Origin of the sequence: Methanoculleus chikugoensis, from assembly GCF_019669965.1 — an archaeon.
In the GTDB taxonomy this organism is placed as follows: Archaea; Halobacteriota; Methanomicrobia; order Methanomicrobiales; family Methanoculleaceae; genus Methanoculleus; species Methanoculleus chikugoensis.
On sequence record NZ_AP019781.1, the window covers coordinates 1350494 to 1370398 of the forward strand.

At 63.7% G+C, this 19905-nt stretch carries 22 protein-coding genes; 18 read left to right on the forward strand and 4 right to left on the reverse strand.

From position 1 onward, the window contains the following. The first annotated feature begins 1 nt into the window (after position 1). The 11 genes from MchiMG62_RS06865 to MchiMG62_RS06915 are packed head-to-tail and all read left to right on the forward strand — an operon-like array spanning position 2 to position 7894. On the forward strand, positions 2 to 847 hold the full coding sequence (locus MchiMG62_RS06865) for a respiratory chain complex I subunit 1 family protein (protein WP_221056328.1): 846 nt from the start codon (positions 2 to 4) through the stop codon (positions 845 to 847). Continuing rightward, complete coding sequence (locus MchiMG62_RS06870; RefSeq protein WP_054847527.1) at positions 844 to 1086, forward strand: hypothetical protein; 243 nt, start codon at positions 844 to 846, stop codon at positions 1084 to 1086. The genes MchiMG62_RS06865 and MchiMG62_RS06870 overlap by 4 nt, the downstream gene beginning before the upstream one ends. Next, complete coding sequence (locus MchiMG62_RS06875; protein WP_221056329.1) at positions 1083 to 1469, forward strand: EhaM family protein; 387 nt, start codon at positions 1083 to 1085, stop codon at positions 1467 to 1469. The genes MchiMG62_RS06870 and MchiMG62_RS06875 overlap by 4 nt, the downstream gene beginning before the upstream one ends. Then, positions 1466 to 1921 (forward strand): NADH-quinone oxidoreductase subunit B family protein, encoded by a 456-nt coding sequence (locus MchiMG62_RS06880; RefSeq protein ID WP_221056330.1) that lies wholly within the window; start codon positions 1466 to 1468, stop codon positions 1919 to 1921. Before MchiMG62_RS06875 ends, MchiMG62_RS06880 begins: the two co-directional genes overlap by 4 nt. Beyond that, positions 1918 to 3006 (forward strand): hydrogenase large subunit, encoded by a 1089-nt coding sequence (locus MchiMG62_RS06885; RefSeq protein WP_221056331.1) that lies wholly within the window; start codon positions 1918 to 1920, stop codon positions 3004 to 3006. Before MchiMG62_RS06880 ends, MchiMG62_RS06885 begins: the two co-directional genes overlap by 4 nt. 4 nt (positions 3007 to 3010) lie before the next feature. After that, positions 3011 to 3619, forward strand: coding sequence for a 4Fe-4S binding protein (locus MchiMG62_RS06890; RefSeq protein ID WP_221056332.1), 609 nt, complete (start codon positions 3011 to 3013; stop codon positions 3617 to 3619). Next, a complete protein-coding gene (locus MchiMG62_RS06895; RefSeq protein WP_221056333.1) occupies positions 3616 to 4005 on the forward strand; it encodes a molybdopterin dinucleotide binding domain-containing protein in 390 nt (129 codons plus the stop codon). The genes MchiMG62_RS06890 and MchiMG62_RS06895 overlap by 4 nt, the downstream gene beginning before the upstream one ends. Further along, on the forward strand, positions 3995 to 5284 hold the full coding sequence (locus MchiMG62_RS06900; protein ID WP_221056334.1) for a formylmethanofuran dehydrogenase subunit B: 1290 nt from the start codon (positions 3995 to 3997) through the stop codon (positions 5282 to 5284). Before MchiMG62_RS06895 ends, MchiMG62_RS06900 begins: the two co-directional genes overlap by 11 nt. Further along, a complete protein-coding gene (locus tag MchiMG62_RS06905) occupies positions 5281 to 6981 on the forward strand; it encodes a formylmethanofuran dehydrogenase subunit A (protein WP_221056335.1) in 1701 nt (566 codons plus the stop codon). The genes MchiMG62_RS06900 and MchiMG62_RS06905 overlap by 4 nt, the downstream gene beginning before the upstream one ends. Further along, a complete protein-coding gene (locus MchiMG62_RS06910; protein WP_221056336.1) occupies positions 6978 to 7745 on the forward strand; it encodes a formylmethanofuran dehydrogenase subunit C in 768 nt (255 codons plus the stop codon). The genes MchiMG62_RS06905 and MchiMG62_RS06910 overlap by 4 nt, the downstream gene beginning before the upstream one ends. Then, positions 7745 to 7894 (forward strand): DNA helicase PriA, encoded by a 150-nt coding sequence (locus MchiMG62_RS06915; RefSeq protein ID WP_048063768.1) that lies wholly within the window; start codon positions 7745 to 7747, stop codon positions 7892 to 7894. Before MchiMG62_RS06910 ends, MchiMG62_RS06915 begins: the two co-directional genes overlap by 1 nt. Before the next feature lie 4 nt (positions 7895 to 7898). Here MchiMG62_RS06915 and MchiMG62_RS06920 read toward each other — a convergent pair whose 3' ends face one another. The 3 genes from MchiMG62_RS06920 to MchiMG62_RS06930 all read right to left on the reverse strand — a co-directional run bounded on the left by MchiMG62_RS06920 (position 7899) and on the right by MchiMG62_RS06930 (position 11890). Next, positions 7899 to 8165 (reverse strand): DUF1922 domain-containing protein, encoded by a 267-nt coding sequence (locus MchiMG62_RS06920; RefSeq protein ID WP_221056337.1) that lies wholly within the window; start codon positions 8163 to 8165, stop codon positions 7899 to 7901. Positions 8166 to 8715: 550 nt separating this feature from the next. Beyond that, complete coding sequence (locus tag MchiMG62_RS06925) at positions 8716 to 10254, reverse strand: FAD-dependent oxidoreductase (protein WP_221056338.1); 1539 nt, start codon at positions 10252 to 10254, stop codon at positions 8716 to 8718. Positions 10255 to 10342: 88 nt separating this feature from the next. Then, positions 10343 to 11890, reverse strand: coding sequence for an FAD-dependent oxidoreductase (locus tag MchiMG62_RS06930; RefSeq protein ID WP_221056339.1), 1548 nt, complete (start codon positions 11888 to 11890; stop codon positions 10343 to 10345). A gap of 81 nt (positions 11891 to 11971) precedes the next feature. On the opposite strand from MchiMG62_RS06930, the gene MchiMG62_RS06935 reads away from it, so the two are divergent. Next, positions 11972 to 13243 (forward strand): glycosyltransferase, encoded by a 1272-nt coding sequence (locus MchiMG62_RS06935; protein WP_244987605.1) that lies wholly within the window; start codon positions 11972 to 11974, stop codon positions 13241 to 13243. Between the two features lie 620 nt (positions 13244 to 13863). Next, positions 13864 to 14613, forward strand: a complete 750-nt coding sequence (locus tag MchiMG62_RS06940; RefSeq protein WP_221056340.1) for a coenzyme F420-0:L-glutamate ligase — start codon at positions 13864 to 13866, stop codon at positions 14611 to 14613. On the opposite strand, the gene MchiMG62_RS06945 is transcribed toward MchiMG62_RS06940, so the two are convergent. Continuing rightward, a complete protein-coding gene (locus MchiMG62_RS06945) occupies positions 14610 to 14768 on the reverse strand; it encodes a preprotein translocase subunit Sec61beta (RefSeq protein ID WP_054848624.1) in 159 nt (52 codons plus the stop codon). The two genes, MchiMG62_RS06940 and MchiMG62_RS06945, sit on opposite strands and share 4 nt — an antisense overlap. A 44-nt stretch (positions 14769 to 14812) precedes the next feature. On the opposite strand from MchiMG62_RS06945, the gene MchiMG62_RS06950 reads away from it, so the two are divergent. The 5 genes from MchiMG62_RS06950 to MchiMG62_RS06970 all read left to right on the forward strand — a co-directional run bounded on the left by MchiMG62_RS06950 (position 14813) and on the right by MchiMG62_RS06970 (position 19903). Beyond that, positions 14813 to 15859, forward strand: coding sequence for an amidohydrolase family protein (locus MchiMG62_RS06950; protein ID WP_221056341.1), 1047 nt, complete (start codon positions 14813 to 14815; stop codon positions 15857 to 15859). Positions 15860 to 15895: 36 nt separating this feature from the next. After that, the gene (locus MchiMG62_RS06955; protein ID WP_221056342.1) at positions 15896 to 16324 is read left to right on the forward strand and encodes a universal stress protein; all 429 of its coding nucleotides are present in this window, start codon (positions 15896 to 15898) and stop codon (positions 16322 to 16324) included. A gap of 14 nt (positions 16325 to 16338) precedes the next feature. Beyond that, a complete protein-coding gene (locus tag MchiMG62_RS06960) occupies positions 16339 to 17199 on the forward strand; it encodes a CBS domain-containing protein (RefSeq protein WP_074370844.1) in 861 nt (286 codons plus the stop codon). A 145-nt stretch (positions 17200 to 17344) separates the two neighbouring features. Then, positions 17345 to 17989 carry an archaeal proteasome endopeptidase complex subunit beta gene (gene psmB, locus MchiMG62_RS06965; protein WP_221056343.1) on the forward strand — a complete coding sequence of 215 codons (645 nt, stop codon included), beginning with the start codon at positions 17345 to 17347 and terminating at the stop codon, positions 17987 to 17989. A gap of 21 nt (positions 17990 to 18010) precedes the next feature. Next, complete coding sequence (locus tag MchiMG62_RS06970; protein ID WP_221056344.1) at positions 18011 to 19903, forward strand: beta-CASP ribonuclease aCPSF1; 1893 nt, start codon at positions 18011 to 18013, stop codon at positions 19901 to 19903. The last annotated feature ends 2 nt before the right edge of the window (positions 19904 to 19905 follow it).

Sequence of the window (19905 nt, forward strand, 5' to 3'; positions counted from 1 at the left end):
CATGATCGAGTACCTGGTATTTGCAGCAGCATTCGGCCTCCTCCTGCTGGGGCTCCACCGGAAAGTCATCGCACGGGTACAGATGCGACCGGGCCCCCCGGTCTGGCAGGAAATCCTCCACGCCCTGAAGTTCTCGTTCAAGAGCACCTGGGTCCCGAAGACGGCGAGCAGCCTGCTCTACGTCGGGGTCGTGCTCATCGGCATCGGCATATGGAGCGCCGCGCTCTTCGTCGTCCTTGCGGGCGAGAGCATCCTGATCCTCTTTGCGATCTACATGCTGCACAAGGTCGTCGAGCACGGGTTCGGGCTCTCGTCGGGGTCGCCCTACGGGAAGTTCGGCGGCGTCCGGTCGGTCATATCCGCGGCCTCCGAGATCCCGCTCTTCGTCACGATCGCCGCGATCTACTTCTTCACGGACTCGCTCCTCCTCCGTGATATCATCGCCTACCAGGCGATCCACGGCCCGCTCCTCCTGATCGCACCGCCCGCCGCGATCGCTATGTACCTCGTCATCCTCTCGAAACTGCCCTACGGCCCCTTCTCGATCGTCGAGTCCAAAGAACTCGTGAGCGGCTACAAGACCGAGCACTTCGGTGTCTGGCGGGCCGGGATCTCCGTCATCGACGGGCTTAAGACGTTCGTCCTCCTCTTCGCGTTCGTCGCGATCTTCATCGGGGCCGTGCCGTTCTCTCTGGCCCTCGTCATCATGACGGTCGTCCTCGTATCGCTCTCGTTCGTCTGCGCGGTGACGCCCATGCTCTCGCCGTTCGACAGTGTCACTGTCCAGGGGATCGTCACCCTGCTGATGGTCGGCTACGCTGCGGTTCTCTGGTGGGTGATGCCATGATCCGCAGGATGGTGCTCTTAGGGGCGGTCATCTACATCGTCATAGCGATCCTGCAATGGGTGACGAACCGGACGGTTTTCGCTGAGGCAGTGGTCCTCTCCGGGATCCTCGCGGCCCTCTCGCTCGTCCACTACGCCTCAGATGAAAGGCGGCTCAAACAGCTCGAGATGGCGTTACTCTGGCTGGTGATCGGCCTCTTTGTCGTCTACGCCCTCGCAAAGGCCGGAGGGTTCGTATGACCGGCTACCTCTACGAGAAGGATCTCCGGCAGATGAAGTACACCATCCTGACGAGCACGAAACACGACGAGACCGTCCGTGCGATTGCAGAGCGCCTCGGGATGAGCGATGCCAAACTCCGGATGATGCTGATCCGGCGGTTCGACATGTCCCTGCTTGAAAACCTCGAATCCCGGTGGCAGATGGGGCAGCGGCACGCGAACGACGGCGACCCGGTCGCGGAAGAACTCGGCTACGAACTCTTCACCCGGTTCATCCCCCTCGTGGATACGGAAACGATGCAGACGATCTACAGTGATACGACAGCAATGACACAGCAGATGCCCTTTGAAGAGGCGATCGCGAGAGGAAAAGCACGGGTCCGGGAGGCGATCCGCCCATGAGCATCCTCCAGAAGATCAAGAACACCGTCCGCTCCCGGTCGATCCACGTCGCCTACGTCGACGTCGGGTCGTGCAACGGCTGCGACATCGAGGTGCTCGCCTGCCTCGCGCCGCGCTACGACATCGAGCAGTACGGAATCTACGTCCACAACAACCCCCGGGAGGCCGACGTCCTCCTGGTGATCGGCTCCGTTACCCCCCAGTGGGTGGACAAACTCCGCGAGATCTGGGATAAGATCCCGGATCCGAAAGTTGCCGTTGCCATCGGCAACTGCCCCATATCGGGATGTGTCTATGCCCGGAGAGGTACCTTGACGAGCCCACCCGCCGAGAAGTACATACCGATAGCCGCACAGGTGCCGGGCTGCCCGCCCCGCCCTACGGAGATATTGAACGCCATACTCTCGGTCGCGCCGCTGATATTCAAAGACTACGAGGAGAAACAGCCATGAAGAAGACTGTCGACGTCTCCATCCCGCTCGGCCCGATGCACCCTTGCTGGAAGGAGCCCGTCCGCCTCAAGTGCGAGACGGCGGGCGAGCGGGTGCTCCGCGCCGAGGTCGAACTCGGCTACATGAAGAAGGGGATCGAGCGGATCATGCAGGGCCGCCCCTGGCAGGAGGTGATGTTCCTCGCCGAACGGGTCTGCGGCATCTGCTCGGTCGTCCACAACATGGTCTTCATCGAGGCGATGGAGAAGATCAGCGATATCGCCGTCCCGCCGCGGGCGGCCTACCTCCGGGTCGTCGCGAACGAACTCGACCGGATAGCAAGCCACATCCTCGCGAACTTCTCCTACTGCTACACGATCGAGCACGAGACGCTCGCGATGTACCTCCTGAATACCCGGGAGACGGTGCTCGACAACCTGGAGCGGCTCACGGGCTCGCGGATCAACACCGCCTACATGATCCCGGGCGGCGTCCGGTTCGACCTCCTCCCCGGGGACGCCGCGGCGATGCTCGCCGACCTCGCGAAGGTGGAGGAGGAGATGAGGCGGCATACCCGGATCTTCGAGACCGGCCCGCTGATTGCGCTCAGGAGCAAAGGGATCGGGTTCATGAGCCGGGAAGATGCGATCCGCGCCCACACCGTCGGCCCCACCGCCCGGGCGAGCGGTGTCGAGGACTGCGACCTCCGCCTCCGCCACCCGACCTACCGCGAACTCGGGTTTACGCAAGTAACCCGGACGGAGGGCGACAACTTCGCCCGGGTGATGGTCCGGTTCCAGGAGGTCTTCCAGAGCATCGACCTGATAAGGAAGTGCATCGACACCCTCCCCGAAGGCCCCATCCGGGGCGGCGGGTTCTGCAAGGCGGGGGAGACGTCGTATGCCGGTGAAGCCCCCCGGGGCGAGCTGACCTACACCATCAGGACCGACGACTACGGCAGGGTGGTCGATATCGCGATCCGGACGCCGTCGGTCATGAACATCGAGGCCTGCGCCCACGCGATGATCAAGGACGCCGCGTCGATCGCCGACGTGACGTCGACGTTCATCAGCAGCGACCCCTGCATCGCGTGCAACGAGAGGTGAAGAGATGCGATCGATCATCTACTATCTGCGAGAGTTCCTCCGACCGGAATGGATCCGGAAGTTCTTCTTCGCGAAGACCGCGCCGCTCGAGACCCCCTCCTACTTCAAGGGCTACCCGACCCTGACGGGGAACGAGTGCACGGCGTGCCTCTCCTGCATGATGATCTGCCCCGCGCCCAAGGCGATCGCGGTTCTCCGCACGAGGGACGGGTGGGAGCCGGAGATCTACCCCGGCCACTGTATCCGGTGCGGCCTCTGCGTCGAGGCGTGCCCCGAGGGCGTTCTCTCGAGCGGCCGGATCCTCGACGTCACCCGGCGCGACGGGACGGCGTTCTGGTCGTGGTATCACCTCCAGGTCGACGACAACCTCTGCATGCGGTGCGGAAACTGTTGCGTCTCATGCCCGGTCAACCGGGAGATCGACCCGCAGCTTGCAGGGTCGGGGACATCCTCAAGCGACGAGGTGATCATGCGGGTCGAGGGCGGCCGCGTGCGGATCCTCCACGAGGAGAAGTGCACGGGGTGCAAGACCTGCGAGACCCAGTGCCCCAACCGCGCGATCCGGGTCGCCCGGATGGTGGAAGGGGTGCAGATCGGGGAGGCGGAGGTATGAGTTTCCTCATGATCACCGGGAGGACGGTGAACCAGGGCGTGACCGTCGAGAACAAGACGTCGCCCGAGTACGCGGCCGAGACCTCGACCTGCTTCATGCACGAGTTCGATATGATGGAACTCGGGCTCGACGACGGAGACGCGATCCGGGTGACCGGGCCGTGCGGCGATGTCGTCATGCGGGCGGCGGCGTCGCTGGAAGTGGAGATGGGAACCGTCTTCGTCCCCTACGGGCCCTACGCAAACCACATCGTCGCCGCCGGCACCCGGTCCACCGGGATGCCGGACTTCAAGTCCCACGAGGTGGAGATCGAACCGACCGACGAAGAGCCGAAACTGGTTCACAAACTGATGGAAGACCTGGGAGGCCTCGCCTATGATCGTTAAGGACGCGGTCTGCCCGTTCTGCGGATGCCTCTGCGACGACATCGAGGTGGAGGTCGAAGGGAACCGGGTGGTCGCCGTCACGAACGCCTGCGAGCTCGGGATGACGAAGTTCATGGGCGAGAAGAGGCTGAAGAACCCGATCCTGCGCGTCGAAAACGAGTGGAAGGATATCACCTACGACGAGGCCATCCGGTACGCCGCCGATATGCTTCTATCCGCCGAGCGGCCGCTCCTCTACGGGTGGAGCGGCACCCACGGGGAGGCGCAGTGCGTGGGGGTGCATATGGCCGAACTCATCCATGGCGTCATCGACAACACCTCCTCGGTCTGCCACGGCCCCTCGATCCTCGCCATCCAGGAGGTCGGGCACCCGGGATGCACGCTCGGGGTGGTGAAGAACCGGGCGGATCTCGTCATCTACTGGGGATCGAACCCGATCGACGCCCATCCCCGCCACCTTTCGCGTTACACGCGGTACGCGGAAGGGTTCTTCCTCGAGAACGCCTTCCGCGACCGGAAGGTGATCGTCGTCGACGTCCGGAAGACCGAGACCGCGAACATCGCCGACGAGTTCGTCCAGATCAAACCCGGCGGGGACTATGCGGTGCTCTCGGCGCTCCGGGCGATCGTCCAGGGGAAGACGGACACGATCCCGCGGACGGTCGCGGGCGTCACCCGCGAACAGCTTATCCGGGTGGCAAACCTCTGCAAATCCGCGAAGTTCGGGGCGGTTTACTTCGGGCTCGGGCTCACGATGACGCAGGGGAAGTACAAGAACATCCGGAACGCCATCGAATTCATATCGGAGTTGAACCGGCACACGAAGTTCACCATCTCGGCGATGCGCGGCCACTACAACGTCTACGGTTCGAACGAAGTGAACACGTGGATGACCGGCTACCCCTTCGGGATCGACTTCTCGCGGGGGATCGCCTTCTACAACCCGGGAGAGACGACGGCGGTGGATATTCTCGCCCGGAAGGAGTGCGACGCGGCGCTGATCGTCGGGAGCGACCCGGCCGCCCATTTCCCGCGGAAGTGTCTCGAACACCTCGCCGAGATCCCGGTCGTCCAGCTCGACCCCTACCCGAACGCCACCACCGCGTTCTGCAACGTCCAGATCCCGGTCGCGGTGACCGGTATCGACGCGGAAGGAACCGCCTACCGGATGGACGGGGTGCCGATCCGGACGAGGCGAGTCCTCTCGACCGACTACCTCTCCGACGAGGAGGTTCTCTCCCGGATGTATGCCCTGATGCAGGAGGAACCCCGTCCATGACCGAACTCCTGGTGAAGAACGCCTGCGTGATCGATCCGCTCAGCGGGATCAACGGCGAGGTGATGGATCTTGCCATCCGGGACGGGAAGATCGTCGAGGAGGTGAGCGATGCCGCAGAGGTGGTCGACGCTCACGGGATGCTCACGATGCCGGGCGGGATCGACTCCCACACCCATATCTGCGGGACGAAGGTGAACTTCGGGCGCTACATGAGCCCGGAGGATATGCGGGCGGGAAGAACGCCCCGCCGGGGGGCGATGCACGCCACCTCCGGCTACAGCGTCCCGACGACCTACGGCAACAGCTACCGCTACAGCGTGATGGGCTACACCACCCTGCTCGAAGGCGCGATGGCGCCGCTCGAAGCACGGCACACCCACGAGGAGTTCTCCTACACGCCGCTGCAGGACACGATGGCGAACACCCTCTTCGATGGGAACTGGGGGATCCTGGAGGCGATCCGCGACGGCGATACGAAACGGGTCGCCGCCATCATCGCCTGGACGCTTTCGGCCGTAAAAGGGTTCGGCGTCAAACTCACGAACCCCGGCGGCACCGAGGCCTGGCAGTGGGGCAAGAACGTCACCTGCATCCGCGACCCGGTGCCCTACTTCGAGGTGACGCCGGCCGAGATCATCCGGTCGGTCGTGGAGGCGAACGAACTCCTGCACCTCCCGCACTCGGTGCACCTCCACTGCAATAACCTCGGCACCCCGGGGAACTACACCTGCACGCTCGGGTCGTTCGGCCTCATCCCCGACCTGAACAAAAAGAGGCAGACACTGTATGCGACCCATGTTCAGTTCCACGCCTACGGCGGTTCGGGGTGGAAGGATTTCTGCTCGAAGAGCGAGCCGATTGCGAACTTCGTCAACATGCGCCCCCAGATCGTCATGGATATGGGGCAGGTGATGTTCGGCCGGACGACGACGATGACCGCCGACGGGCCGATGGAGTTCAACCTCTACCGCCTCCATCACGACAAGTGGAGCAACCACGACGTGGAACTCGAGACCGGTTCGGGGATCATCCCGGTCGTCTACCGGCGCAAGAACCTGGTCAACTCGATCATGTGGGCGATAGGCCTCGAACTCGCCCTCCTCACGAAGAGTCCCTGGCAGTGCCTGCTCACGACGGACAACCCGAACGGTGCGCCGTTCGTCAAGTACCCGGAGATCATCGCTCTCCTGATGAGCAAGCGGTACCGCGACGCCGAGTTCGCGACGATTCACCCCGATACGGGGTCCCGGGTGCCCCTCCCGGCGATCGAGCGCGAACTCGACTGGCACGAGATCGCGGTGATGACCCGGGCCGGTGCGGCGCGGGCGCTCGGGATCCAGGATCTCGGGAAAGGACATCTCGCTCCGGGTGCCGATGCGGACGTCGCCATCTACCCCCTCAAGATCGACGAGGTCGACCCGTCGGCTGAGTACCAGAGGGTGATCGACGGGTTCAGCCGGACCGAATATACGATCAAGCGGGGCCGGGTCGTCGCCCGGCGGGGCGAGTGCCTGGTCGACGGGAGCAACGCCACGTTCTGGGTCGCGCCGAAGGTCTCGGAGGCATACGATATGGGGAAAGATCCCGACTTCATCGAGAAGTTCGACCGCTACTACACCGTCCGTATGAGGAACTACCCGGTGCAGGATGAGTACCTGACCCGGAGCCGGTGCATCGAGACGGAGGCCGACCTATGAAGGTCACGCTCGCGATGAAACCAGCGGCGACGGGTTTCATCCCCATCGAGGCGGAGTCGATCGTCCCGAAGAACTTCCTCTCCGGCACCGACCTCTCGGTCTGGCGGGGGAATCGGGAGCTTCGGCTCGACGAGCTCTTCTCGGTCTCGGTGGAGGGGAGCGCCGACTGCTCAGAGGATGTCGAGGTCGTCCTCTCGGGGGACACGTTCCGGTTAAAAAGGGTCGGCGAGTACATGGACGGAGGGAAGATCACCGTCCTCGGCGGTATCGGGATGCACTGCGGCAACTTCATGAGCGGCGGGACGATCGAGATCCACGGGAACGCCGACGGCTGGCTCGGCCGGGAGATGGCGGGAGGGACCATCATCTGCCGGGGCGACGCCGCCGACTACTGCGCCTCGGGATACCGCGGCGGCCGGAAGGGGATGAAGGGAGGCGCCGTGGAGGTCTTCGGCCGTGCCGGGGATTTCCTCGCGGAGAGCATCGCCGGCGGCACGGTGATCGTGCACGGCGATGCCGGGGATATGACCGGGGCGGAGATGCGCGGCGGTACGCTCGTCGTCCACGGGAACTGCAGCCGCCCGGCCGCGAACATGAAGGGCGGCTCCTGCTACGTCTACGGCACCGCGCGGGGGATGATCCCCACCTTCAGGAAGATCGGGACGGTACAGCACGACGGGCGTACGCTTATCCAGTTTGCCGGCGATCTTGCGAACCGCGGAAAAGGAAACCTTTTTGTGAAGGACTACGAATATCTGGACTGATGGTCAGGCACGAGTGTGGGTTCGAGGCCCCGATCCACTGCAAGCGGTGCGGGAGGCCGCTGGAGAACAACGAGCGCACGGGCCTTTACTGCCCGCACTGCGGAAGAAGAGTGAGTATGCTCTGCCCGGGCTGCGGGCGTCTCTGGTGACCGGTCAGACCCGGTTCTTCACCCACCGGGCATACTGTGCCCTGAGCTGGCGGATGTCCTGTTCCGTCAGGTCTTTTTTCCCGGTCTGGTGCAGGTAGGACTCGAGCTGCTCCACCACCCGTTCCGCGTCCTGGAAGTCGTCGGCGTCCAGGTAGACCGGCACCCGCTGGACGTTGATCACCTCGCCGCACATCGGGCAGAGCCTCCAGCGCTGATAACGGTCGACATAGTTGAAGGTCTTGCAGCCCGGACAGCGGATGACGAGATACATGATCAATGGGAGTTGTGCGGGCGGGCGGATTTATAGTTATCCATCTGGAGTTTTCTACTGGGCAGAGGTGTCTTCTTGGATGATGCTTTTGCGGGGTGGAGGTTGAGAGGGTTGAAGATCTTTAACGGATGACTGCCAGGACGTTTGTGAATCTAAAATCGGGACTTTGATCTCTTTCAGTTACTCTTCTGACACGGCTTTCGAGGGGATATCGCCGTTGGGGAGGGGCTGACGGGGAGGGGGGAGCATCCCCCCTCCCCTGTCTCCACATACGAAGGGATTCCTGTAACCCCCCACCGCCCGCGCTTCGCGCTCCTCATTCGCACCTGACGGTGCTCAAACTCCGCTCCTGATGGAACGTCGTTCCGCCCCCCTGAGGGGCGGGCAGTGCGTGGCGATAGCCACCACGGTCCACTGTGTGGGAATTACTCCTCGTTCTGCCGTTCTTCTGAATGCATAGCGAAGTTCAGTCGTGTTCACATGCCCTTTTTGTTACCGTGCCGTTGTAACATGAAGAATCTCGATATTTTCGCACAGATCTCAGGTTCGCTCACCCTCTCCGCGGCTTGAGATCCCTCACCGCCGGCCCGTGGATCACCCTTCCGTCGGCATCGTAGCGGGAGCCGTGGCAGGGGCAGTCCCAGGTCTCCTCGGCGCTGTTCCACGCGGCGACGCACCCGAGGTGGGTGCAGGTTGGGTTGACCGCGTGAACCCGCCCTTTCTCGTCCCGGAAGACGCCGGCCTTCTTCCCCTCGATCATCAGGACCCTTCCCTCGCCGGGTGCGACGTCCGCGAGGTCCCCGGCCGGCCGGGATATCGCGCCGCCGATGTACTTCTCGGCGACCTCGATGTTGTGCGCGAGGAACCGCCAGGCGGATGCCGCCGGTTTGAACCGGTTGGGGGCGTAGACTTCCGCCCAGGGGTTCTCGCGCCCCCGGATCATGTCGGTGATGATCGTTGCAGCCGCGGTGCCGTTGGTCATCCCCCACTTCCGGAATCCGGTCGCGATGTAGACGTTCTCGTGGCCGTCGGCGAGCCTGCCGATGTAGGGGACGCCGTCGATGGTGATGTAGTCCTGCGCCGACCACCGGTAGTCGACGGACGTTACCGGGTAGACCGACCGGGCGTAGGCCTCGAGGTCGCGGTAGTGCCTCCGCGTGTCCACGCCCTCGCCGGTCCGGTGCTCCATGCCGCCGACGATGACGAGTTCACCGTCGCCGGCAGGCTGCGATCGCCAGGAGTGGACGGGGCCATCGGCGTTGATGAAGAGCCCGTCCGGGAACGGCTCGTCGATCCGGACACCGAGCGCGTAAGACCGCGACGGCTCCATCCGGGCGAAGTAGAACCCGGGCGCATCGTAGAAGGGGTAGTGGGTCGCGAGAACCACGCTCTCTGCCGTGACGGTTCCCGACGTCGTCCTGACCGTGCAGCGGCCTCCCCCGTCCTGCACCTCGAGCGCCCGGGTCTTCTCGTAGATCCGGCTCCCGTCGCCGGGGATCAGCGACGCCAGGTGGAGGAGGTACTTCACTGGGTGGAACTGCGCCTGGTTCTCCATGACCACCGCGCCGTAACTCCGGGCGGGGAGCGGGATCTCCTCGACGAACGCCGCAGGAAGCCCGAGACTCCGTGCCGCATCCGCCTCGGCCTCGACCTTCTTCCGCTCCACTTCCGACTCCGCGTAGGTGTAGGCCGGTTTCCGGATGAAGTCGCAGGCGATAGTATGCTCCCGGACGAGCGATGCTATCGCCTCGATCGCCGCCTGGTTTGCTTCGGCGTACTGTTGCGCCAGCCTGCCCCCGAACCGGTCGATGAGATCCTTGTAGATCAACCGGTGGAGCGCCGTGACCTTCGCCGTCGTGTGCCCGGTCACCCCCCGGGCGATCCGGTCCCCCTCGATCAGGGTGACCGCATAACCGGCCCGTTTGAGCAGGACGGCGGCGGTGATCCCGACGATACCCCCGCCCACGACCGCCACGTCGGTCTCCAGGTTCCCCGGCAGCGGAGGATGCGGCGTCTCCGCCGCGGTAGTCTCCATCCAGAACGATCCGTGCCTGCCCGGCAGATCATATACATCCGGCCAATGCTCCATGCCCAGCCCCTTTCGCCGGGAGCATATATAGTGTGGGTATGGGGCCGGGCCGGAGAGCGGTGCAGTGCACTGTCCCCCCACCCCGGGGTTACCGCCGCACGACCTCTTTCCTCCGCAGGTTCCTCACTGTCGGGCTCTCGATCACCCTCCCGTCGGCGGCGTAGCGGGAACCGTGGCAGGGGCAGTCCCAGGACTTCTCCGCGTTGTTCCACGCGACGGTGCAGCCCATGTGCATGCAGGTCGGATCCAGCGTGCGGATCCCGCCGCGTTCGTCCCGGAAGACCGCGACATTCTGCCCGCCCGCCTCGACGACCTTCCCCTCCCCGGGCGGTATTGCCGCGACCTCCCGGTCGAAACCGGCTGCGCCGACCTCGATCGCCCCTCCCGCGGCCTCGAGTCTCTTTTGCACCCGGTCGGGGAACTCCGGCCGCTCCCGGAACCGGGAGGGGTCGAAGACCTCCGCCCAGGGGTTCGTGCGGCCCCGGATCAGGTCGGTGAGGATCATCCCCGCCGCCGTGCCGGCGGCCATCCCCCATTTGCCGAACCCCGTCGCGACAAAGACGCGGTCGTGCCCCCCGGCAAGGCGGCCGATGTAGGGGACGCGGTCGGCCGTGATGTAGTCCTGCGCCGACCAGTGGTAGTCGACCGATCTCGCCGGGTAGACCGACCGGGCGTAGGCCTCGAGATCGCGGTAATGCGCCCGGGTGTCGGTCACCTGCCCGGTGCCATGCGCCGCGCCGGTGACGATGACGAGGTCGCCGTCGCCGGCGGGCTGTGATCGCCACGAGTGAACGGGGTCGCTCGCGTTGATGAAGATCCCGTCCGGGAACGGCTCGTCGATCCGGATGCCGAGTGCGTAAGACCGCGACGGCTGCATCCGGGCGTAGTATGCACCGGGACGGTCGTAGATGGGGTAGTGGGTCGCGAGAACCGCGTGACCGGAGTGGAGCGTGCCCCGGTCTGTCTTCACCGCGACGCCGTCCGCCCGCTCCTCGATGCCTACGGCTCTCGTCATCTCAAAGACGTAACTCCCCTCCCCCGGGAGGTGTCCGGCGAGGAGCAGGAGGTAGTTACGCGGGTGAAACTGCGCCTGGCCTTCGAGGACCACCGCCCCATGACTTTCTCCCGGCAGCGGGACATCCTCCGTGAACGCCGCAGGAAGCCCGAGGTGCCGTGCCGCGTCAACCTCGGCCATGACCTTCTCGCGGGACTCCTCCGACTCCGCGTAGGTGTAGGCGGGTTTCCGCTCGAAACTGCACGGGATGTCGTACTCCCGGACGAGGGACGCGACCGTCTCGACCCCCGCCCGGTTCGCAGCGGCATACTGCCGGGCCTTCACGCTCCCGAGCCGGTCGATCAGATCGGCGTAGATAAGGCGGTGGAGCACCGTGACCTTCGCCGTCGTATGACCGGTGGCGCCCGTGACGATCCGGTAGGCGTCGATGAGGGCGACGGTCAGCCCCGCCTTCTTCAGCAGAAACGCCGTGGTAATGCCTGCAATCCCGCCGCCGATCACCGTGACGTCCACGCGCCCGTCCCCGTCGAGCGGCGGAAACCCCGTCTCCGGCGAGGTGGCCATCCAGTACGACTCCGCCCTTCCCGGCAGACTCGCGTCCCGTTCCGGTGCCTCTTCCATGCTTCTTCCTCTCTTCGCTGGTGGGTGCCGCGGCACCTATATATCGTTATGCAGGACCGTCATCTACCGGAACCCACCGGTATGCATAAGAGCGAACGCTTCGATGCAGGGGCGATTGGGATGAGCGTGATTCACACCATCGGGGACTACGAACAGTACGTCGGAAAAGAGGTCGTACGCCGCATCGAGGCGAAGGCACGGCCGCTCCACGACATGCACGTCCTGCACATGAACTCCACCTACTACGGCGGGGGAGTCTCCCAGATCCTCTCATCCCTGACGCTCCTGACAAACAGCCTCGGCATAGAGACCGGGTGGCGCGTCGTCCACGGCCCCCCGGACTTCTTCAGCGTGACAAAGAAGTTTCATAACGCCCTCCAGGGGGCAGAGATCAACCTCTCCGGCCGGAAGAAGGAGATCTACGAGGACGTCATCCACGAGAACGCCGTGAGGAACCATATCGACCACGACATGGTCTTCGTCCACGACCCGCAGCCGCTCCCGCTGATCACCCATTACCGGAAGAAATGCCCCTGGGTGTGGCGCTGCCACCTCGACCTCACCGCGCCGAACCGGGAGGTCTGGAACTACCTGGTCCCGTTCATTGAGAAGTACGACGCCGTTGTCCTCTCCTGCGGAGAGTACCGGCAGGACCTCACGAGACCGCAGGTCTTCTTCACGCCCGGGATCGACCCCTTCTCCATCGTGAACAAGGAACTCTCCGGGAGCGCCATCGACGAGCGCCTCGATCACTACGGCATCCCGACCGATCTCCCTCTCGTCGTCCAGATATCCCGGTTCGATCGCTGGAAGGACCCCCTGGGCGTCATCCGGGCGTTCCAGAAAGCCCGGAAGGAGGAGGAGTGCACCCTGGTTCTCGTCGGGAACGTCGCGACCGACGACCCGGAAGGTGCGGAGGTCTACCGGTCGCTTCTTGCCCACAGGAACGAACGGATCATCGTCAAAAGCGTCCAGGACGGTGCGCTCGTGAACGCGCTCCAGCGGCGGGCGGCGGTCGTCCTGCAGAAGTCCCTCCGGGAGGGGTTCGGGCTGACGGTATCGGAGGCGATGTGGAAGGGCGCGGCGGTGATCGGCGGGAACGTCGGCGGCATCCGCCAGCAGATAGAGGACGGGAAGAGCGGGTTCCTGGTCTCATCCGTCGACGAGGCGGCGGAGAGGATCGTCCGGCTGCTCCGAGACCCCGATCTCCGCGACCGGCTCGGGAACGCGGCGCGCGAGAGGGTGCGGGAGCGCTTCCTCTTCACTCGCACCGTCGAGCAGTACCTCGACCTGATCGCCGCGTTCGAGCCGGAGTTTCGGTTGAGGAAGGATGTGGGGTTGTCGTGCGGGTGAGCGGTGGGCGGTGGGGGTTACAAAGGTCTCTGTGTATGGCAGAGACAGGGGAGGGGGCAGGCCCCCTCCCCGTCGGCCCCTCCCCAATGGCGATATCCCCACGGTCCACTGCATGGGGAGACGCTAGAGATGGATGGAGTCCTGGGGGGAAGCCGGGACACGGATTTCCATCGCCTATCGCCACGCACTGCCCCCGCCCTGGGGGCGGGGGAGGAGCGCGGAGCGCGGGCGGGGTGGGGCTTGTAGGTCAGTTTACAGGTGGGGACAGGGGAGGGGGGCACGCCCCCCTCCCCGCGAGCCGCCATCCCCAGTCGCGATATGCGACTGGCCGAAGGGCAGGAACACGAGCACCGAGGGTGCGCAGCCACCACGGTCCACTATACCGGGCTTGTTTCTCGCTTCGGCTGTTTAGTCTGTCGCACAGCGAAGGGCCATCGCCCTTCTTGAGCTCCTGCCCTCCCATCCGTCACAACCCACACCTGCCGGCGCTCATGCCCGGGCCTCCCCGTCCGCCGCGCCCGGCCGGAATCACGAGTAATCCCCACAATCCGTCAGAGCCCCCTGCGTGAAAATCCGAGCCTTTTTCTGCATGCGGAGACGACCACTGATCCGTGAGTCCAATGGATATCCAGGTAATCGGTGTTCGGGATCTTCCCCTGATCCAGCGAGGAGACGATCTTCCCGCCCTGATCTGTGAAAAGGTCGCGTTCGAGGACGGGGACATCCTCACCGTCGCCTCGTCCGTCTACTCGAAGGCCAAGGGTTTCACCCGCGAACTCGCCGCCATCACCCCCGGCGCGGAAGCCGTGCGGATCGCGGCAAAGACGAAGGAAGACCCGCGCTTCGTACAGGCGGTGCTGGACTCGTCCACCGACATCCTGCTCGAATACCCGTTCATCCTCTCCGAACTGCCGTCCGGCCACATCGGCGTCCGGGCGGGCGTCGACCACAGCAACGTCGAAGACGGCCGGCTGATCATCCTCCCGCCCGACCCCATGGGCGCCGCCGCCGAGGTCCGGGACGCTATCCGCCGCATCACCGGAAAGGACGTCCGGGTGATCGTCACCGACACCTGCGGGCGGGCGTTCCGGCGCGGCCAGACCGGCATCGCCATCGGCTGGGCGGGTATGACGGCCATCGACGACTACCGGGGCGACACCGATCTCTTCGGCCACGTCCTCGAGATCACCGAAGAAGCGGTCGTCGACGAGATCGCGGCCTTCGCGAACTTCGTCATGGGCGAGAGCCACCAGGGTGTGCCTGCGGTGGTCTTCCGGAACTGCCGGGCGTGGAACGGGCACGACAGCGTCTACTTCACGCCCAGGGAAGACATCATCAGGATTGCCTTGAAGGAGAACAAAAAGGATTAGAAGAGGGCATTGAGAACAAAGACTGCCACTCCGGTCACGGCGGTTATCACAACAACGGCTATCGGGCTGATATGGATGGCCCGGTGATCGTCGCTGTCGTAGTAATTGACCAGGCCGGCAGAGGATACCAGTCTTCCGCCAGATTTCTTCGCCATACTGAAATATTCTCCTTTGCAATATATAAAACAGAGGATCGACCATGCAGGAAGTCTCACCCTACGTCGTCACCGGCCGTGCGCTCCTCGGCGAAGACCTCCGGGAAGAAGACGTCACCATCACCGTCTCAGGGGGGGTCGTCACCTCGATAGAGCCCGCGTCCCGGACGCCCGATAGGTGGATCGTGCCCGCCTTCTTCAACGCCCACACGCACCTCGGCGACACCGTCGCGATGGATCTCCCCGCCCGGGGCAGCCTCGCCGACCTCGTCAAACCTCCGAACGGCTTGAAGCACAGGATCCTCGCAGCGACCCCGCAGGCCGAACTCGTCCGGGGGATGCGATCGAGCATCTCGGCGATGCTCGCCACCGGGACGACCGGGTTTGCCGACTTCCGCGAAGGAGGGATCGCGGGCGTCGCGGCGCTCCGCGAGGCGGCGGCCGGGCTCGACTGCCGGCCGGTCATCCTCGGCCGCGAAGGCGGGGAGGCGGTGAGCGACGGGGCGGGCATCAGCAGCGTTCACGACGTGGCGAACGCCGAAGAGGTCGTCAGGAATGCGCGGGCGAGAGGGAAACTCGTCGCCTTCCACGCCGGGGAGAGGAACCCGAACGACGTCGACGACGCGCTCGCGTTCGAGCCCGACCTGCTCGTCCACTGCACCCACGCGACGGATGCGCAGCTCCGCCGGATCGTCGATATGGAGATCCCCATCGTCGTCTGCCCGAGGTCGAACTGGCTGCTCGGAGTCGCGGCGTCGGCGGCCCACCCGCCTATCGCGCGCATCCTCGAACTCGGGGGAACACTCTACCTCGGGACGGACAATGTGATGTTCGTCCAGCCCGACATGCTCCGGGAGATGGCGTTTACCGCGACGGTATACCGCGCGCCCCCCGAAGAGATCCTCCGCGCCGCGGTGTCCGGAGCCCGGCTGGCGGGGGTGTCCGGGTACCTTGAGGAAGGGCAGAAAGCGAATTTCATGGTCATAAACCCGTCAGAAAAAAATATTTCCTTCAGCCGGGATATCAGGACGACAATCGTGAAACGGCTGGATTCTTCATCTATTTGCCAAACAGTTTTAACCATGCAATAGAAACCTGATAAAAAGTATCTGTTCTGCGTGGTGTGTATGTTCCGTAAGATACTTGTTGCTATAGACGGCTCCGAACCGGCCGACCGGGCATTCGAGACAGCTCTCGGCGAGGCCGGCGTGTGGAAAGCCGAAGTTCACGCTGTATATGTGGTCGAATCCGGGCTATTTTCTTCCCTTCCCATGGACAACACACTCGAGATCATCTATAGTGTTTTGCAGAAGGAGGGCGAGGATGTTCTTGAAACAGCCCGGAAGAAGGCGGATGCGGCGGGCGTTTCGCTGACCACGCATCTCCGGCAGGGGCACGCGGGTTCCCAGATCGTCTCGCTCGCCGAAGAGCTGGGCATCGATCTCATCGTTCTCGGCTCCTACGGGAAGAGCGGTGTCGACCGGCTCCTGCTCGGGAGCGTGACCGACTACGTGGTGCAAAACAGTCCCATTACGACAACGGTGGTGAGATCATAACCTCTCTGCAGCAGATGCTCGTCCGGGACTTCATGGTGGCCGACGTTGTCTGCGTCGAGATCCCCGGCAACCGGGACGACGTCCTGCGTATCCTGAAACGCACGGGCATCAGCGGTGTTCCCGTCCTCAAAGACGGCGAGCTCGTCGGCATCATCACCCGAAAGGATCTCCTCCGTAAGGCGGAAGAGACCCAGCTCGGGCTCCTGATGACGCCCGATCCGGTCGTCATCCGGCCGGACGCCCCCATCTCGGAGGCGGCCCAGCTGATGGTGCGCCACAACATCAGGAGACTTCCCGTCATGGATGCCGGGAAGATGGTCGGGCTGATCAGCGTGGCCGACCTCATCGGCGCCATCGCCCAGTTGCGCATCACCCTCCCTATCAGGGACAACTACATCAGCAAGACCTACGCCCTCTGGGAGGAGACGCCCCTCTCGCTCGTCGGTCGTATCCTCGAAATCTCGGGTTACGATGCCATCCCCGTCCTGGTTGAGGACGGCACGCTCACCGGCATCATATCGGAGCGGGATCTCATCAGGCATTCCCGCATCGAGGACGGCGTCGAGGTCAGCGACTTCTCGAACGGCACGGACGACGACGAGTGGACGTGGGAGAGCATCCGGGACATGCACACCATCAGTTACGGGATCTCCCGGATCCAGCTCCTCCCGATCCCCGTGAAGAACGCGATGGTCAAGAACGTCCTCGCCGTCCCCCTGAACGCCGAGGTCGGCGAATGCGCACTGAAGATGCGGCGGGCCCGGGTCGACCAGCTCCCGGTGGTCAACGGAAACAAGCGGCTTGTCGCCATGCTCTTCGACCGCGAGTTGATCAAGGTGCTGCTGCCGGACCAGCAGGCCCTGCGAAAGAATTAAGGGGCAATGTTCATATAATATACAGATGTCTATCCATGTCGTACCGTGACCCGGTACGGCGATAAATTTATGTTTTATGATATCGCTATACGCTTAACCGCTTTTGAGCGAGATAAAGCGTTTTAATGGTTTTAGGGGTGCTTCAATGCTTGATACTTCCCAAGAGATTATGAAAGGTACAACCACGGTCGGGTTGATCTTCGACGGCGGCGTGGTTCTTGCAACGGAGATGCGGGCGACGATGGGGAACATGATCGCAAGCAAGCGTGCGAAGAAGATCTACCAGATCACGCCGAGGATCGGCCTCACGACCGCCGGCGGCGTCGGCGACGCACAGCAACTCGTCCGGATTCTGCAGGTCGAGTGCAATCTCTTCGAGATGCGCCGCGGCAAGACGATGTCTGTCGGTGCTGCGTCGACCCTGCTCTCGAACTACCTGAACCAGAACCGCTACTATCCCTACTATGTCCAGCTCCTGATGGGCGGGTTCGACGACGAGGGGCCGAGCGTCTACTCCGTCGACGCCATGGGCGGGGCGACCCGGGAAGAGGATATCGTCGCCACCGGCTCGGGGTCGCCGTTTGCCTATGGTGTGCTCGAAGACCAGTATCAGCCCGGCATGAAGGAGGACGAGGCGAAAGATCTCGCCGTCCGTGCCGTCAGATCGGCGATGCGCCGTGACTCCGCATCCGGCGAGGATATCATGGTGGTCGTGATCACGAAGGACAAATACGAAGAACAGATCGAGAGCGGGTTGCAGAAACCATCCGCAGCCCGCCCAACACCCTGATATTTTTTTAGGACGATTTTAATGGTTATTGAAGATAAACTCCAGGAGCTTAAGGAGCAGATCAACAAGATCGTTCCCAGCGGGATAACGATCTCGGACGTCGAGTTTGAAGGCCCCGAGCTCGTCATCTACACCGATGACCCGAAACAGTTTGCCGACCAGGCAGACCTGATAAAGATACTGGCGCGCGATCTTCGGAAGCGGATCGTCGTGCGCCCGAACATCCTTGAAGACCCCGAGCGGGCCGCCCAGGAGATCCGGGCGGTCGTGCCGGAGAACGCGGGGATCACCGACCTCTTCTTCGACCCGGAGACGGGGGAGGTCCTGATCGAGGCGGAGAAGCCCGGCGTCGTCATCGGTAAGAACGGGGTAACCCTCCGGGAGATCACGAAACAGATCGGCTGGACGCCGAAGGTTGTCCGGACGCCGCCCATCGAGAGCTCGACGGTGAAGCAGATCCGCACTTACCTGCGGTCGGTCAAAGACGAGCGCAAGGCGTTCCTGCGGACGATCGGCCGCCGTATCCACCGCGAGGTCACGAGCAAAGACCAGTGGCTGCGGGTCACGACGCTCGGGTGCTGCCGCGAGGTCGGTCGCGCCGCGTTCCTGATATCGACGCCGGAGAGCAAGATCCTGGTCGACTGCGGGGAGAAACCCGGCAACATCGCGAACGGGACGCCGTACCTCTACGTGCCCGAGATCTACCCCCTCGACTCGCTCGACGCGGTGGTGCTCACCCACGCGCACCTCGACCACTGCGCCCTCGTCCCGCTCCTCTACAAATACGGCTACGAGGGCCCGGTTTACTCGACCGCGCCGACGAGAGACCTCTCGACGATGCTCCAGCTCGACTACCTGGACGTCGTCCGGAAGGAGACGGACAAGATCCCCTACACCTCGAACGAGGTGCGGACCTACATGAAGCACTCGATCACCCTCAACTACGGCAGCGTGACCGATATCGCCCCCGACGTCAAACTCACCTTCCACAACGCGGGGCATATCCTCGGCTCGGCCATCGCGCACTTCCATATCGGCGAGGGGCTCTACAACATCGCGTTCACCGGCGACTTCAACTACCAGAAGACGAGGCTCTTCTCCCCGGCAGTCTCGTCCTTCCCCCGGCTTGAGGCGCTCTTCATGGAGAGCACCTACGGCGGGGCGAACGATATCCAGCCCCAGAGGAAAGACGCCGAGGATAAACTCTACGAGACGGTCTCGACGACGATCAAGCGCGGCGGCAAAGTGATCATCCCCGCGTTCGCCGTCGGGCGGTCGCAGGAAGTCATGCTCGCCCTCGAGGAGGGGATCCGGAAACAGAAGATCCCGCCGGTGAAGATCTACCTCGACGGCATGATCAAAGAGGCGACGGCGATCCATACGACCTACCCGGAGTACCTCAACAGCGATCTCCGGAACCAGATCTTCCGCGAAGGGCTGAACCCCTTCCTCTCCGAGGCCTTCGTCCAGGTGGACTCGCCGGCCATCCGGGAGAAGGTGATAACGGGCGACCCCTGCGTCATCATCACCACGAGCGGTATGTTAAGCGGCGGGCCGGTGATGGAGTATCTCAAGGCTCTCGGCCCGGACGAGCGCAACACCCTCGTCTTCGTCGGCTACCAGGCGGATGGGACGCTCGGGCGGCGTATCCAGAAGGGATGGCGCGAGATCCCGCTCGGCTGGCGCGAGACGATCGTGATCAACCTCGAGATCGCGACGAGCGACGGGTTCTCCGGCCACTCCGACCGCAAACAGCTGATGAACTACGTCGCTCACCTCCAGCCGCGCCCGGAGAAGATCTTTACCATCCACGGCGACGAGAATAAGACCATTGACCTTGCAAGTTCCATCTACAAGCGGCACCGTATCGAGACGCACTCCCCCATGAACCTCGAGACCTACCGCATGATCTAGGA

What these genes read in the sequence shown, in the direction of transcription:
- MchiMG62_RS06865 (WP_221056328.1), top strand. Translation starts at nt 2, where the DNA reads ATGATCGAGTACCTGGTATTTGCAGCAGCATTCGGCCTCCTCCTGCTG.
- MchiMG62_RS06870 (WP_054847527.1), top strand. Translation starts at nt 844, where the DNA reads ATGATCCGCAGGATGGTGCTCTTAGGGGCGGTCATCTACATCGTCATA.
- MchiMG62_RS06875 (WP_221056329.1), top strand. Translation starts at nt 1,083, where the DNA reads ATGACCGGCTACCTCTACGAGAAGGATCTCCGGCAGATGAAGTACACC.
- MchiMG62_RS06880 (WP_221056330.1), top strand. Translation starts at nt 1,466, where the DNA reads ATGAGCATCCTCCAGAAGATCAAGAACACCGTCCGCTCCCGGTCGATC.
- MchiMG62_RS06885 (WP_221056331.1), top strand. Translation starts at nt 1,918, where the DNA reads ATGAAGAAGACTGTCGACGTCTCCATCCCGCTCGGCCCGATGCACCCT.
- MchiMG62_RS06890 (WP_221056332.1), top strand. Translation starts at nt 3,011, where the DNA reads ATGCGATCGATCATCTACTATCTGCGAGAGTTCCTCCGACCGGAATGG.
- MchiMG62_RS06895 (WP_221056333.1), top strand. Translation starts at nt 3,616, where the DNA reads ATGAGTTTCCTCATGATCACCGGGAGGACGGTGAACCAGGGCGTGACC.
- MchiMG62_RS06900 (WP_221056334.1), top strand. Translation starts at nt 3,995, where the DNA reads ATGATCGTTAAGGACGCGGTCTGCCCGTTCTGCGGATGCCTCTGCGAC.
- MchiMG62_RS06905 (WP_221056335.1), top strand. Translation starts at nt 5,281, where the DNA reads ATGACCGAACTCCTGGTGAAGAACGCCTGCGTGATCGATCCGCTCAGC.
- MchiMG62_RS06910 (WP_221056336.1), top strand. Translation starts at nt 6,978, where the DNA reads ATGAAGGTCACGCTCGCGATGAAACCAGCGGCGACGGGTTTCATCCCC.
- MchiMG62_RS06915 (WP_048063768.1), top strand. Translation starts at nt 7,745, where the DNA reads ATGGTCAGGCACGAGTGTGGGTTCGAGGCCCCGATCCACTGCAAGCGG.
- MchiMG62_RS06920 (WP_221056337.1), bottom strand. Translation starts at nt 8,165, where the DNA reads ATGTATCTCGTCATCCGCTGTCCGGGCTGCAAGACCTTCAACTATGTC.
- MchiMG62_RS06925 (WP_221056338.1), bottom strand. Translation starts at nt 10,254, where the DNA reads ATGGAGCATTGGCCGGATGTATATGATCTGCCGGGCAGGCACGGATCG.
- MchiMG62_RS06930 (WP_221056339.1), bottom strand. Translation starts at nt 11,890, where the DNA reads ATGGAAGAGGCACCGGAACGGGACGCGAGTCTGCCGGGAAGGGCGGAG.
- MchiMG62_RS06935 (WP_244987605.1), top strand. Translation starts at nt 11,972, where the DNA reads ATGCATAAGAGCGAACGCTTCGATGCAGGGGCGATTGGGATGAGCGTG.
- MchiMG62_RS06940 (WP_221056340.1), top strand. Translation starts at nt 13,864, where the DNA reads ATGGATATCCAGGTAATCGGTGTTCGGGATCTTCCCCTGATCCAGCGA.
- MchiMG62_RS06945 (WP_054848624.1), bottom strand. Translation starts at nt 14,768, where the DNA reads ATGGCGAAGAAATCTGGCGGAAGACTGGTATCCTCTGCCGGCCTGGTC.
- MchiMG62_RS06950 (WP_221056341.1), top strand. Translation starts at nt 14,813, where the DNA reads ATGCAGGAAGTCTCACCCTACGTCGTCACCGGCCGTGCGCTCCTCGGC.
- MchiMG62_RS06955 (WP_221056342.1), top strand. Translation starts at nt 15,896, where the DNA reads ATGTTCCGTAAGATACTTGTTGCTATAGACGGCTCCGAACCGGCCGAC.
- MchiMG62_RS06960 (WP_074370844.1), top strand. Translation starts at nt 16,339, where the DNA reads ATGCTCGTCCGGGACTTCATGGTGGCCGACGTTGTCTGCGTCGAGATC.
- psmB (WP_221056343.1), top strand. Translation starts at nt 17,345, where the DNA reads ATGCTTGATACTTCCCAAGAGATTATGAAAGGTACAACCACGGTCGGG.
- MchiMG62_RS06970 (WP_221056344.1), top strand. Translation starts at nt 18,011, where the DNA reads ATGGTTATTGAAGATAAACTCCAGGAGCTTAAGGAGCAGATCAACAAG.